The organism is Vibrio sp. D417a (assembly GCF_030248595.1).
Lineage (GTDB): Bacteria > Pseudomonadota > Gammaproteobacteria > Enterobacterales > Vibrionaceae > Vibrio > Vibrio alginolyticus.
Genome location: NZ_JAHGAM010000004.1, coordinates 151,302 through 164,516 on the forward strand (window position 1 = coordinate 151,302; position 13,215 = coordinate 164,516).

Consider the following 13,215-nt stretch of genomic DNA (forward strand, 5'->3'; position numbering starts at 1 on the left):
AACACTGGTCTACTTTGTGCCTCTAAGCGGCTTTTGAATTGCTAAGAATGTGGATGTTACAAAAGGGAGCAGTAATGCTCCTTTTTTGTATCTATCTTCCCCGTTAGGGTTCTAACCAATGAAGAGTTTGTCTTGAGCCATTTGCTGCTTTTTGTCTGTTTACTAAAGTTCAGGTGGTTGAATCCATTTCTTTCTTTTTATAGTGCTTCCTGATTTTTGATAAGAATTTTATTTCGATAAGACAAGGCTTTTTTGTTGGAAAGCCTGACGCTCGGCGTTATTATGTCGGCGTTTGGGGAGTAGTTAGCGCAAGTTTACTTATCGTCATCTCGTTAAGCATCAGCTTATCCGGTAAGTAAAGGTGTTACGTGGTTCATTCACGTCAACACTTCAACGAGACCAACGCATTCATTGACTAGCAGCACATAATCGTTATGTGACTGTTGGTTGTTATTGTCTGCGGAAGGTCACCAAACGAAGTCCTTCCGCCATGGGAGGAAATATGTCTCTTATCGAAAATACCACCCAATTGAGCCAATCAGTGCCTCTTCAAGAATCATTAGCGATGTATGGTGCTTTTGGTTTATTTACCCTTGTTCTTGTTACGCTTGATATCTATCAAACACGTGGTGGCATTATCACGATGAAAAAAGCCATCGTTTGGAGTGTTTTTTGGTTCTTGCTTGCCTTTGTTTTTGCAGGTTCTATTTATTTATTCTGGGACTTTTACGCGCCACATAGCGCTTATACGAACGACAAAGCAACGATTTCATTCTTAACTGGTTACTTACTAGAGAAGTCGCTAAGCGTGGATAACTTGTTTGTGTTTGCTATCATCTTTGCACAATACAGTGTGCCGGAGCACTTGCGTCCGAGAGCATTGCTTTGGGGGGTGATAGGTGCGCTAGTTTTACGCGCTGTCATGATTGCGGTTGGTGCTCAGTTACTTGCACAGTATCACTGGGTATTGTACTTATTTGCTGCTTTCCTTATTTGGACGGGTGTTAAGTTAGCTCGCGACAAAGGCGAAGCAGAAGAGGTTAATCCATATCCTGAGCAGTTGATTCGAAAGGTATTGCCAGTTACAGATGACTACCAAGGAAATTACTTAATCTTAAAGCAAACTGGTAAGTGGGTGGCAACACCGATGCTGATCGTTGTCGGTGTCATTGCAGTAATGGACGTTATGTTTGCGTTGGATTCTATACCAGCTATATTCGCGGTAACGCGAGAGCCATTTTTAGTCTTAGCCGCGAACGTATTTGCATTATTGGGTTTGCGATCGCTGTACTTTGTTCTTCAAGCAATGTTAGACAAGTTTGTGTACTTAAAACCAGCATTATCAGTAATCATGATGTTTATCGGGGTAAAAATGCTATTGGTTGGAACAGAATATGAGATTCCGACAACATGGTCTCTCACATTTTTAGTTGTTGTGATGACATCGGCAGTGGTGGCATCACTCCTAAAAAATAAAGCGAAGCGTCAAACTAGCGTTAATATTACTAATCAAAAAATATAAAGTAAGCACTAAAATCAAAAGAAATAACGAAAAATATTGTTAAATATATGTTGTTGATTAAGGGGCGATTATGCAGGTAATGTTCAGTTATTCAATGTAATTACAGCAATTGTGATTATTTATGCCGTTATTATTCATTTGTATTTTTGAGTTTTGTAATGAGTTTGTTTTATTAGAAATTCTAATTTGAATGGGTAAAATTTGTCATTTCTTAAACAATAAGAAACTGACTAATATACAACCAACTAAACAGACTACTGCTTTTAAAGAGAGGCAATCATGGCACAAGCAATGCAAATGACAAATGTAGCTTTACCAACCTCTATGGATAAGAAAACCTACGCGGTTAACTTCAAAGGACTGATTGCTCACTTACTGGACATTCTATTTGTAGATAACACTGCGCCACGCAGTTACTACGCAGAAGACTTGTCAGCACATATTCAAAAAGACATCGGTATGTACCGTTAATATTGAAATAGTGTAAGAAATACCGGCCTATGAGCCGGTATTTTTTTTATTTGTAAAACATGCCTACTCAACCTACGCCCTAGAAAAGAAACACTCTAGAGGAGGTAGACATGATAGTAGATTAAGTGTTGTATAGAAAAACGGGGCACCATTGGTGCCCCGTTTTGACATGACTGAAGTGCGATATTACTTCTTGCGGCAGTATTCTGCGATCACGTACATCGACTGACCACCATTTGCCTTACCCGAAACTAGCTTTGGATCATCGCCAAGGCTAATACCACGAATCACTGTACCTTGTTTGATTACTTGGTTAGTGCCTTTTACTGGTAGGTCTTTAATTACTGTTACATCGTCACCTTTCTTAAGTTCAGTGCCGTTACAGTCAACCGTTTTATCGTCAGCAGACATCCCTTTCATTGCCCAGTTCATTTGCTCTTCTTCCATGTACATCATGTCAAGAGCATCTTGAGCCCAGCTTTCTGTGTTTAGGCGAGTGAGTTGGCGCCATGCAGTCACTTGTACAGCAGGAACCTGGCTCCACATGCTTTCGTTTAGACAACGCCAGTGGTTAATGTCTTTTGGCTCATCGATCTCACCCAGACACTTATCACAAACCATGATGGCAGTATCAACCGTCACATTACCGTGAGGTGGGACAGCGTATGCAGTTAGTTGAGATTCAGAAGAACACAGTTCACATTTTGACTCGCAGCGCGCAAGCAGAGTAGCTTCAATAGACATAAGGACTCACCTTAGTAATGTTATTTTGTGGCGGTATTATCCACTTTATCCTGAGAAATAAAAGGGTGTTAGCGAATTAAAGACTAGATTTTACAATACTCCAACCTGATTAAGGTGAAGATGTAAAATATTCGCTAAATAAATAATACGGAAGTATAAAAGACACTATTAATTGTTTTGGCTTATGAATTAGTTGTGTCAATTTCTACAACGATTGCAAGCCTAAAAGAGGTAAATGTAGAGAGAGAGTGGCTAGAACATAGCCCTCTAATTTACAGAGGGCCTGTCGTTAACGTTCGACAATCTGGACAATTTGCTCTTTTGAAATGCTCATTTCTTTACCATCCATGTCTTCATACTCGTACATACCCGTTTCCTCGTTCAGGTCTGGTTTACCGTAAGAGGTAATAATTTTCCCTTCATTTGTCGACATCAGATATTGGCTACTTCCGCATGCAGCAAGAAGTAATACAGTGGCAATAACAGTCAATACGCGCATAGAGTTTTCCTTTTAAACAAGTGAGTTAGGCAAAGACATCGATTTAACTATAGCAGAGGAAATATGAGTGGGTTTGAATACAATTGAAATGAAAAAGCCCAGTAGAAACTGGGCTTTGGTAGGAAGGGTGTTGCGATTACTTCAAAACAGAAGTGTTAGTGACACCTGTTAGTGCGTCATCCATTAAGAAGTCAGTGTTTTCCATCTGCATCTCTACATGATGATCAATATCAGACAAAGTGCCATTTGGCGAAGCAAAAGTACTGTGCGATGCAGTAGCATTAAACTGTACAAAGCTCGCAGTTGCATTCACAGTAGTGTCCGTACTGTTCACAGTCTTCAACCCTAGCTTATTAGCAAGCGGTTCAGTACCCGCGAATGGTGCATTTGGAACGCTGTTTGGTACTGTGCTATCGCCATCCACTTCTGTCATAAAGAATGGTGTCGTTAGCGAACCAGATGCCACTAAATCTGAAGCGTTTGTGAACGGATCGACAGTGTCTAGTGTAGTCTGTGCTGCATAGATAAATTGTGAGAAACCTGCTTCTAGCGCTGCTACTTGAGCTTCCGTTGCCGCAGCCTCAAATGCTTCGTAACATGTTTTATCTTCTAGATCCGCACATGATGCATCAGCGTAAGTCGCATAGTCTTTAGATGCTGCATAAGCGAGGTTATGTTTGATCTGAGGGCCGTAATTGTCTGAACCCAGTAACAAATTACCAATTTGTCCACCAGAGTTCTGTACTGATGCAGAACTAAAGGTGTACAGTGCATCCGCAGTAGGGCTGCCCAATGTATTGTTTGCTGCTGCGACGGCAGATGTAGCGACAATACCGCCAAGTGAATGACCTAGCATTTTGACTTTTGAACCCGTCATTGGGTTGAAGCCTTGCAGAGGACCTCCAGCTAAAAGACCGCCTTGAGCAGATACTACCAAGCTAGCGCGCAAACCTAACACATCCAGAACACTTTGACGTAGGTTGTCACGCGCAACGGCTAAGTTGGAAAGATTTAGATAAGCCAGTACATTCGCATTTGCGGAACGTTGTTCATCTAAGCTGCGCGTACCATGAATAGGTAAGTCAATAGCGATAACTGCCACACCAGCTTTTACCATATTGAACGCGAACGCGTACGCATTCTCTTTCGCTGAGGTGATGCCGTGTTGATAAATCACAACGTCTGTCGCGACGCCAGATTTAGGTGTGAAGACCAGTACTTCGACATCTTCAACCGATTTCACTACGGGAACAGGCGAGTAGCGAGTAATGATACGCTCACTATCAAGCTGGGTACCATCGGTAAGAGTAAGCTTAGCTCCAACAAGTTTTAGCTGCTCTGTAGGATCTGTAGCAAGCTTTGTCACATCAACAGGATCATTTGCAAAAACGCCTGTTGATAGCTGCTGAACCATGTTTGCTTGCTCGTTCGGATCCGCTAATGCTGCGCTTAGCTTAGCTAGGCTTGGCATCGCAGATACCATTGGTTGCATGTTCCAGCTTGTGCCTTTTTCCAGATAATGAGGCAGTCTTACCACACCTTGTGTCACGCTTACATCGGCACCTGATTGCATGTAAAGGCCTTTAATTGCCGTTTTAGCTGCGTCTAGATCGCTAATGTATTTACTAAAGTCATCGTCAGAGTCTAGCGCAGTGCTAAAGTCTTGGGTTTCACCGAGCGTTATTGTGTAGGCCGTTGATAAGTCAACTGAACCTTCGTTTGAGTCATTTTTGTAAACGGTATTTAGTGTGTTTGCGCCGGTAGAAAAACCAGTAGCGGTTACTCCTTTGACTGCCGCTAACGTATCACCTACAGACTGGGTACTGAACCATGAGGAGTAAACGATGTCGTTAGGGTCAACTTGAGCTAAACCAAAAATGCCTTCAACCGCTTGTGTCACCGCTTGAACAGAAGCAAGAGCACCAGTTTCATAAACGATTTCTTTCGATTTACCTGTCGCGTAACTGGCTGATGTACCGATTGGCTCACCATTCACGTCAGTAACATCTTGTGTAACCGCAAAAATGTACTCGCTTGACTCATCAAGTGAAGCCAAGAACTGGATGTATAGAGAGTTACCTTTTGCTTGAACTACGTAGTCTTGGTTCTGAACAAGCTCTTCTTCGATTGGGTTAGATTTGCGGTCCCACTCGGTTAAGCGTTGATTAATCTTGATGACTTTAACACCAGACGACAGCATGCCCGTTGCAAAACCGTCGCCGTTGAAGTTAAGAACGATTGGCATAGACGTTGACCATCCATCCATCGTGTTCATTGAGGCTCTAGGGTTGGTTAAAGCATCATCGCCATCAGTTGGCAGACCAAGCGTACCATCGCTTGTGTCCATTAATAAGTAAGACGGTGCCGGTACATCTGCGTTCGCTCCTTGAAGCGTAAAACTGATGGATGTTTCGCGATCAAGCAATGCTTGGACTTCATCTTCAAATTGAACTTTGTCGGAAGTACCAGAACTGGAGGTATCATCACCACAACCAGCAAGAAGGATTGCAGAACAAAGCATTGATAATTTAAACGTGTGTTTCATTGGTTTACTCCGTAATCCCATTATTTGAAGGTGTAGTTCATCTGTACCGCGCTGATGTAAGCAGTACCTTCTGAGTCAAACTTAATCTCTTCACCCAGAGCATTTGTCTCAGTGAAAGAGCCTGATTTACTCTTAACAAGTGCAAAGCCTGCATCGAAAGTTAAATTCTCATTCATTGCGTAAGTTAGGCCCGCGCTGTACCAAAAACGGTCACTGTCAGGGATACTCAATGTCGCTTCACCTGCTTGTTCGTCGTACGCAAAGCCTGCACGGAATGTCCAGTCTGTATTAAGTATGTAAGTTGCACCAATGGAGTAGCGATTGTTGTCTTCATATTTCTCAGGTTTAAAGAAACATACTCCGTCATTACATTCGTTACTGGTCGCTTTTAGTTCTTTAAATGTGCTCCAGTCGGTTTGTTGCCAGCCGTAATGTACAGCCCATTGTTCATTCAGTTGATGGAAAGCCGATAATTCGATAATTGAAGGGAGAGAGATTTTTAAACGGCCATCAACTTTTGGTGATGAAGCTCGACCAGAGTCGTAACTACTAAACTCACCGTCATCAAAATCTAGATCAACCTTAGAGCGGTAGCCAAAGCCAAAACGGTTGTTTTCATTTAGCTCAAATAAAGCGCCGACATTCCAACCCCAAGCGAAAGTTTCACCTTCCATGCCGACAAGGTTATCGGACTTATTACCACCTAAAATACCGGCGAGTGCGCCTTTGTGGCGAGTCAGCTCTGCTTCAGCGTATACGAGGTTGATACCACCACCGACACTGAAAGACTCGTTGATACGGTAAGCGACATTAGGGTTGATGTTTACTGAAAGTAGGGAAGTGTCACCCGCCATATCACCTGCGGAAATATCATTTGGATAGTCAGTAGCAACACCGTATGTTGTGAACATACCGATACCCCAAGCCCAGTTATCATTGATAGGGCTGATGTAATAACCTGCTGGCACGATCTGTAAAGGGGCGACATCTTTCGCGTGTTCATTGTTTACAGTGTCGTACACATCGACTTCAGGGTCGATGATAGATAACGCGCCCGAAAATTGAGCTTCTTTGAAAAGTGTCATTGCTGCAGGGTTACGAGCAAGGACGCTGGCATTATCTGCGACAGCCCCTTCACCTGAAAATGCTCGACCAAGACCAGATGCCGAATGTTCAGCTACCTGGAAGCCCGCTGAGTGGGCATTACACGCAAACAATATTGAAATTGTAAGCAGAGAGCAGTGCTTCTTGTTCATCCTTGACCCTCCTAGGGTGTCATAATGCTGGACCGAAGTCCTTGTAATTGTTGTGTGGTACTTACACCAATTGTTAATACGCGAAATACAACGGTGATGTAAATGTAATGTTAATTGTATGTTTAATAACTTGTCAAAGTTTGAGCGTATTTTGCGTTTTAAATATGATGCATAGGTCAAACGATGGCTTGTAAGGGCATGTATTATCGTTATATTTTTGAAGAGAATGGTACGACCAGAATTGTTTTGCGAGCTTTATAGTTAAATAACGATCAAATCAAGAGATAGCTCGCTTTGCTGTTTCTTCACTTCACAGGCATAATTCGCGCTCGCTATGTAGTTATTCAATAGACGCAATAGGAACCGCATTGGAATTACTGAATGTTGAATTTTTAGGTCGTTCGCTAAGGCTCGAAGGATCGATGGCTGGGTGGCAGCAGTTATATTGGGATAATACGTTGGTGTCTCAAATCGATGCCAGTGACAATACCGCAGAGACTTGTCTACACCAGTTTAAGCTCTCTGCGGGTGAGGAAATCCTGAACTGTCATTTAGAGTGTTCTTTAACATGGCAACCGTTTGAATTGAGTTACAAGGTCACAATTAACGGTGAGCTCGTCAACGAAGGTTGTCGAAATGAAAAAGACATCGAGCGCCAAGTGCCAGAAGTTACGCCACCATCCGAAAAGCGTTTAAGTGTAATAGGCCTCGTATCTCTTGGGATGAAAGCACTTAAAAGTGCGAAAGTTATTAAAGTGGCGTTAGCGTCTGCAAGTCTCGCTGCATATTCTTGGCTATTTTCCATCGAGTTCGCGCTAGCGTTGATCGCTTGCTTGGTTTTTCATGAATATGGTCACATTAGAGCGATGAAGTATTTTGGAATGAAGACCAAAGGAATCTATTTGATTCCATTCCTAGGTGGTTTGGCGCTAAGTGACGAAAAGATAAACACGCGCTGGCAGGATGTGGTTATCTCAATCATGGGACCATTTTTCGGTTTAGTACTTAGTATTGTTTTTACTTTGCTTTATTGGATGACTGGTGAGGTAATCTTCGCTGGGCTTGCTGTGTTTAACGCCTTGCTAAACCTATTTAATCTGCTGCCTATTTTACCATTAGATGGTGGCCATGTGCTCAAAAGTATTACCTTCTCAATGAATACTTGGGTCGGGTTAGTTGGCAGTATTGCGACCGCTTTATTGGGCATTTTTATCAGTTACTATTTCGGTCTGACGTTGCTAGGGTTTTTATTGTTAATGGGAATGTTGGAAGTGGTGATGGAATGGAGAGCTCGACATCAAAGCCATTTATTGCCATTAACCCGTTATGGGCAGCTATTCTCACTGGCTTGGTACTTGGTCTCTGTCGGAGGTTTTGTTTCTATCATCTGGTATTTTGCCACTCTCGGAGATAGTTTGTTAAGTTTGCCGCTACAGATATTGGGCACTTGATTAGAATCATTAAAAGCTCCCTAGGGAGCTTTTTTATTTGGCAAGCTTAAGTAGTAGACGATAGTAGCAATGAATTAGCCACATCTTGGTGCTTTCGCGTTATACGCAGGCAGCTTATTTATGGTTGCTTGTAAATCTTTAATGCGCGTACTGTGCGATGGGTGGGTTGAGAAGAATTCAGGTGGTTGAGAACCACCTGATGCAGCACTCATATTTTTCCATAAATCGACACTTTGACGTGGGTCGAAACCTGCTTTTGCCATGAATTCCAGCCCGACAATATCAGCCTCGGATTCCTGAGTACGACCGTATGGCAAGATAACACCGTATTGAACACCGACACCAAGTGCCGCCATCGTCATTTGTTGATACTGTTTGTACTCGGAAGCTCCAATGGCAACGTTTGCTAGAGACAACCCTGCATTTGCTAACTGACTTTGTGAAAGACGTTCATTACTGTGGTCAGCGAGGACGTGAGCGACTTCGTGACCAATAACTGTTGCCAACTGATCTTGGTTTTTCGCGACATCTAAAAGCCCGGTATACACGCCGATCTTCCCACCTGGTAGAGCAAACGCATTGACTTGTTCACTATCAAAAACAACGACTTCCCAGTCTTTAAATCCAGATTGAGCGGGAATGGTGTCAGTGATGTGTTTGGCAACGCATTGAACGTAGGCATTCGTTTTGCGATCTTTGCTGATTGGGATATCTTTCTTCATTTGCTCGAAAGATTTAGCGCCAAGCGATGACATTTCCTGATCTGAAAACATCAGGATCTGGTTGCGACCCGTCGGTGATGCGCTACACGCTGTTAAACCCGCGATAGTTAAAAGAGCAGAGGCTTTCATCCATACCTTCATAACAGGCTCCATTTAATTTTTTGTTTTGAAGCAATAGTATATACCCAAATAGTAACATGATGCATGGATCAAGTTATTCATCTGATTAATAAAGAAGGTGAGATGTTACGTGTTGAAGTTATGCCCAAGTAGCGTCTATGCTAGCTTCCTAGCACATCGTTACAACCTAACAAACCAGTTTGTGAAACTAAGAGTAAAACAATGAGTATATGGAAAAAGCCCGTAAGCATAGAGATTCTGAATGCCACGTCAAAAAATACCCTGATCGAGCACCTACAAATTAAATATACAGATTTCACTGACGACTCCCTTACAGCAACCATGCCCGTATGCAGCTTTACTCATCAACCTTTAGGAATGCTTCACGGTGGTGCATCAGTCGTGCTCGCAGAAACATTAGGCTCATTGGCTGCAAACTTCTCTGTCGATGAGGGCAGCTACTGCGTCGGTTTAGATATTAACGCGAACCATGTGCGAGCCATGCGAAGTGGTCATGTGATTGGTACGGCAAAACCGCTTCATCTGGGTATTTCAACGCAAGTGTGGCAAATCGATATCACTGATGAGCGAGGCCGTTTAGTGTGTACCAGTCGCTTGACCATCGCTGTGAAACAACACAAAACAAAGTCGGTATAAACTAAGATGGTGATTGAGTTTTCATTAGGAAAAATCATTGCAACCCAGCGTGAAATAGTGATTAAGCTCTCCGGCAGTGCAATGGTAACCTTGCAAGCGCAAACCGATGCAATTCAGTTGCTGGGTAGAGGAGCGAACGTTGTTTTATCTCATGGAGCAGAGTGCAAATGGTCTATCAAGCTGGACAACGAGGTACAACTGGCTGAACTTTCGCGAGAAATTGGTATCGATATTCAATAATTTATAGTGTGATGTTTGCACTTTTTGGAAAAAATGAGGAAACTTAGCTTATCGACAACAAGATAAGAATTTCCTCTTTATGAGTAGCCCTCGTTTACGTGTTCAGTTCGAAACACTGTTTGAAAAATTTTCCGGTCACGATACGGACGTTCAGCTCGAAGACATCACCGAAGCGTTGTTTTGTACACGTCGTAATGCTCGTATTGTTCTAAATAAACTTGAAGAAGAGGGCTGGATTGAGTGGCATCCGGCAGCGGGTCGAGGAAAACTTTCGAAACTCGTTTTTAAACGTAATCGAAGCGACGTCAGCGAAAACCTCGCCAGGCGTTATCTCGATGAAGGGAAAATCGGTCAGGCTCTAGATGCGCTTGATAACGATGCGGCACGATTGACGCAGGTTATCCAAGGTTATTTAGGGCTTCAGCATCGACAGGGCGAGCAGGTCGTGCGTTTGCCTTATTATCGACCATTGTCGATGTTAAACCCGCAGAAACCGATGCGGCGTTCTGAACAGCACATCGCCAGACAAATTTTTAGCGGACTCACTCGCCTTGATGAAAATGAACAACTTCAACCAGATTTAGCCCACACGTGGGAAGCAATTTCTGATACACATTGGCGTTTTTATCTTCGTCGTGGAGTACGCTTTCATAATGGTGAACCGTTAACAACCAGTTGTGTTCTTGAGAGTGTGCTTGCGTTAAATGGCTTGAACTTGTTTTCTCACATAAAGCGGGTGTCTTCACCACAAGAGTGGACCGTTGATATTGAGCTCGTCCGTCCTGATCGCTACCTTCCTCTGGCTCTGAGTGAGTCGCAAGCAAAAATTTTGCTACCGAGTGCTTTGCGTTCTGAAAGCTTCGATAGACAACCGATAGGGACAGGGCCGTTCCAAGTTAAAATGAATGATGATAAGCGTCTTATTTTGACTGCTTTTGATGGCTACTTTGGTTTTCGCCCTTTACTTGACCAGGTGGAGGTGTGGGTAATCGATGAAGCCTATTCCTCAATGGTTTATCCAAGCCTGTCAAAACCGAAGATGGATAAACAAGGTTCATCCGATGAAGTCGAGCTGGACCCTGGCTGTACATTCCTATTACTAAACAAAAACACCGGGATTGCAAAAGATCCACGTTGGGCAGAGTTCCTCTCGCAAACCCTCAACAGTCACCAGATTTACGCGCATGTCCCACAAGATAAAGTGATGGAACTGGGAGTATTGCAAGCGTTTGGCCTTAAGCCCGGTTGGATTGATCTTAGGCCAGCAGAAGCGGGCAGCGTACCACAGGCTAATAAGGTAATTTCCGTAGCGTATCAGAAAAAGCATCCGATGTTTCCAGTAGTTGCCAAGGCCATCAAGACACTCTTAAAACCGCACGGTATAGAGGTTGAGTTTATTCGTTATGATTCTCAACCGCCCGCACCGGAGGAAGTGGATATCTGGGTGAAAGCTATGGGCATTGCAACGAACCGAAATGACGCGTTGGCGGGCTGGCTCCTGGATTACAGTGATATTGAGAAGTTCAGTTCAGGTTACGATTTTAGTGAATGGGCTAAACTTGTCGATCAATGGCGTGCCGGCATGCACACAGACTTTCCTGCGCGTGAGCTAGGACGACAGTTAGTAAAAAGCTGTCAGGTGATTCCTATGTTTCACTGCTGGCTAGGCGTGAATAAAGACCACAGCGGTGCGTTACAAAATGCAAAGTGTAATGCCTTAGGTTGGTTTGATTTTAATAATGTATGGGTCAAACCGGATATAGAAAGTAACCATGGCGAAACCGAATAAAAAACAACCGACGAAAACCGTCGATATCTTTTGCTCTAAATGTAAAACTCAACTATTTAAGTACCGTAAAGGCGGGAAAGGAGCACTGGTTAAATGCTTCAAAGAGCGCATTGTTGACGATTTCACACAAACCCCATGTATTTGCCCCGCTTGCGGACAAGAGTTTGCAAGAGATACCCTAGTAAGAGGAACCCCCGCTTACAAAATGATTGGCGGCAAAGTGACGATGAAATAATAAAGGGCTAGAAAATGAGTATGAAACATGACTATTGCATGGTTTTAAGTACAACCAGTAATGAAAAAAATCGAGATCAGATCATTAAAGGTTTGCTAGATGCCCAATTAGCCGCGTGTATTCAAACAATGCCTATTGAAAGCCACTACGTTTGGAAAGGGGAGGTTTGTACTGACAACGAATGGTTGCTAGTCATCAAAACTCGTCGAGAACTTTATGAATTGGTGGAAGAGAAAATAGAAAACCTGCACGAATACGAGGTCGCTCAAATCGTACAGGTTCCAATTGTTGATGGGTTTAACCCTTATTTAGAATGGTTGAGAGAATCGACGTTGAGCCGACATTAAGAATAACGACAACACTGCACCAACGGTATCGCACAACATATCTTTCTGGGCGTCCCATATGTCACCTTGCGAGCCCAGAAAGGCAATTCCCTCATCGCCACCAGCCAACTCCGCATACCACCATTCGATAATCTCATAGCCAGCAGCAAGTGACATGATAGCAAACAAAGCAAACCAGCAAGAGAACGCTTTGTTGAACCGTTTTTTGTTTATCAAGTATTCAGCGATCGGATATGCGTAAAGGCCAATTGAAAAGTGCGCAACGCGATCAAAATTATTTCGCTCTGAACCAATCATGTCGTTAAACCAGTCAAACGGCACTTCGGAGAACGTATATTTCGCACCGATAGTGTGCAAACAGAGCCAGATGAACATTAAAAAGTAAGCCGTATTACTGAACTGATAGCGAATCGAAATCGCCCAAATAGCAACAAGAATACCAATCGCCGGGATAATCTCCGCAAACCAAACTGCACGTGAGTTAGGTTCCAACGCAGAAAATAAAAACACGATGGCATAAAAAATCGTTAATCCTAAGAGTGTCGAGGTGCTTTTCATAGAGTTATTTGATCCTTCAATTTATCTTACAGTGGGACTCCATAGATTGTGTTAATGAT

General features: G+C 43.1%; 14 protein-coding genes. 8 read left to right on the top strand and 6 right to left on the bottom strand.

The genetic code is table 11. The features are described from left to right. Window positions 1-502 precede the first annotated feature (502 nt). Complete coding sequence (locus KI742_RS04440; RefSeq protein WP_154204355.1) at window positions 503-1,522, top strand: TerC/Alx family metal homeostasis membrane protein; 1,020 nt, start codon at window positions 503-505, stop codon at window positions 1,520-1,522. Window positions 1,523-1,801: 279 nt separating this feature from the next. Further along, complete coding sequence (locus tag KI742_RS04445; protein WP_005376351.1) at window positions 1,802-1,993, top strand: hypothetical protein; 192 nt, start codon at window positions 1,802-1,804, stop codon at window positions 1,991-1,993. Window positions 1,994-2,179: 186 nt separating this feature from the next. Here the strand turns inward: KI742_RS04445 and KI742_RS04450 are convergent, their stop codons facing one another. The 4 genes from KI742_RS04450 to KI742_RS04465 all read right to left on the bottom strand — a co-directional run bounded on the left by KI742_RS04450 (window position 2,180) and on the right by KI742_RS04465 (window position 7,037). After that, a complete protein-coding gene (locus KI742_RS04450) occupies window positions 2,180-2,737 on the bottom strand; it encodes a PhnA domain-containing protein (protein ID WP_005376350.1) in 558 nt (185 codons plus the stop codon). 289 nt (window positions 2,738-3,026) lie between these two features. Beyond that, on the bottom strand, window positions 3,027-3,236 hold the full coding sequence (locus KI742_RS04455; RefSeq protein WP_005376349.1) for a YgdI/YgdR family lipoprotein: 210 nt from the start codon (window positions 3,234-3,236) through the stop codon (window positions 3,027-3,029). Between the two features lie 136 nt (window positions 3,237-3,372). Further along, the gene (locus KI742_RS04460) at window positions 3,373-5,781 is read right to left on the bottom strand and encodes a VolA/Pla-1 family phospholipase (protein WP_285384853.1); all 2,409 of its coding nucleotides are present in this window, start codon (window positions 5,779-5,781) and stop codon (window positions 3,373-3,375) included. 20 nt (window positions 5,782-5,801) lie between these two features. Next, window positions 5,802-7,037 carry an outer membrane protein transport protein gene (locus KI742_RS04465; RefSeq protein ID WP_031781326.1) on the bottom strand — a complete coding sequence of 412 codons (1,236 nt, stop codon included), beginning with the start codon at window positions 7,035-7,037 and terminating at the stop codon, window positions 5,802-5,804. Window positions 7,038-7,459: 422 nt separating this feature from the next. Between KI742_RS04465 and KI742_RS04470 the strand changes: the two genes are divergently transcribed. Next, window positions 7,460-8,488, top strand: coding sequence for a site-2 protease family protein (locus tag KI742_RS04470; RefSeq protein WP_021035977.1), 1,029 nt, complete (start codon window positions 7,460-7,462; stop codon window positions 8,486-8,488). Window positions 8,489-8,562: 74 nt separating this feature from the next. Here the strand turns inward: KI742_RS04470 and KI742_RS04475 are convergent, their stop codons facing one another. After that, the gene (locus tag KI742_RS04475; protein WP_017634168.1) at window positions 8,563-9,351 is read right to left on the bottom strand and encodes a M48 family metallopeptidase; all 789 of its coding nucleotides are present in this window, start codon (window positions 9,349-9,351) and stop codon (window positions 8,563-8,565) included. Window positions 9,352-9,552: 201 nt separating this feature from the next. On the opposite strand from KI742_RS04475, the gene KI742_RS04480 reads away from it, so the two are divergent. From KI742_RS04480 to cutA, 5 genes are all read left to right on the top strand, one after another. After that, the gene (locus tag KI742_RS04480; RefSeq protein ID WP_005376340.1) at window positions 9,553-9,987 is read left to right on the top strand and encodes a hotdog fold thioesterase; all 435 of its coding nucleotides are present in this window, start codon (window positions 9,553-9,555) and stop codon (window positions 9,985-9,987) included. Between the two features lie 6 nt (window positions 9,988-9,993). Further along, the gene (locus KI742_RS04485; protein ID WP_005386281.1) at window positions 9,994-10,227 is read left to right on the top strand and encodes a DUF3389 domain-containing protein; all 234 of its coding nucleotides are present in this window, start codon (window positions 9,994-9,996) and stop codon (window positions 10,225-10,227) included. Between the two features lie 79 nt (window positions 10,228-10,306). Then, window positions 10,307-12,016: an SgrR family transcriptional regulator gene (locus KI742_RS04490; protein WP_005386283.1), complete on the top strand. Its 1,710-nt coding sequence runs from the start codon at window positions 10,307-10,309 to the stop codon at window positions 12,014-12,016. Next, the gene (locus tag KI742_RS04495; protein ID WP_005376334.1) at window positions 12,000-12,251 is read left to right on the top strand and encodes a hypothetical protein; all 252 of its coding nucleotides are present in this window, start codon (window positions 12,000-12,002) and stop codon (window positions 12,249-12,251) included. The genes KI742_RS04490 and KI742_RS04495 overlap by 17 nt, the downstream gene beginning before the upstream one ends. 14 nt (window positions 12,252-12,265) lie before the next feature. Beyond that, complete coding sequence (gene cutA / locus KI742_RS04500) at window positions 12,266-12,598, top strand: divalent-cation tolerance protein CutA (RefSeq protein WP_017634166.1); 333 nt, start codon at window positions 12,266-12,268, stop codon at window positions 12,596-12,598. Here the strand turns inward: cutA and KI742_RS04505 are convergent. After that, on the bottom strand, window positions 12,560-13,156 hold the full coding sequence (locus tag KI742_RS04505; protein ID WP_005376330.1) for a DUF2238 domain-containing protein: 597 nt from the start codon (window positions 13,154-13,156) through the stop codon (window positions 12,560-12,562). The genes cutA and KI742_RS04505 overlap by 39 nt on opposite strands. Window positions 13,157-13,215: the final 59 nt, after the last annotated feature.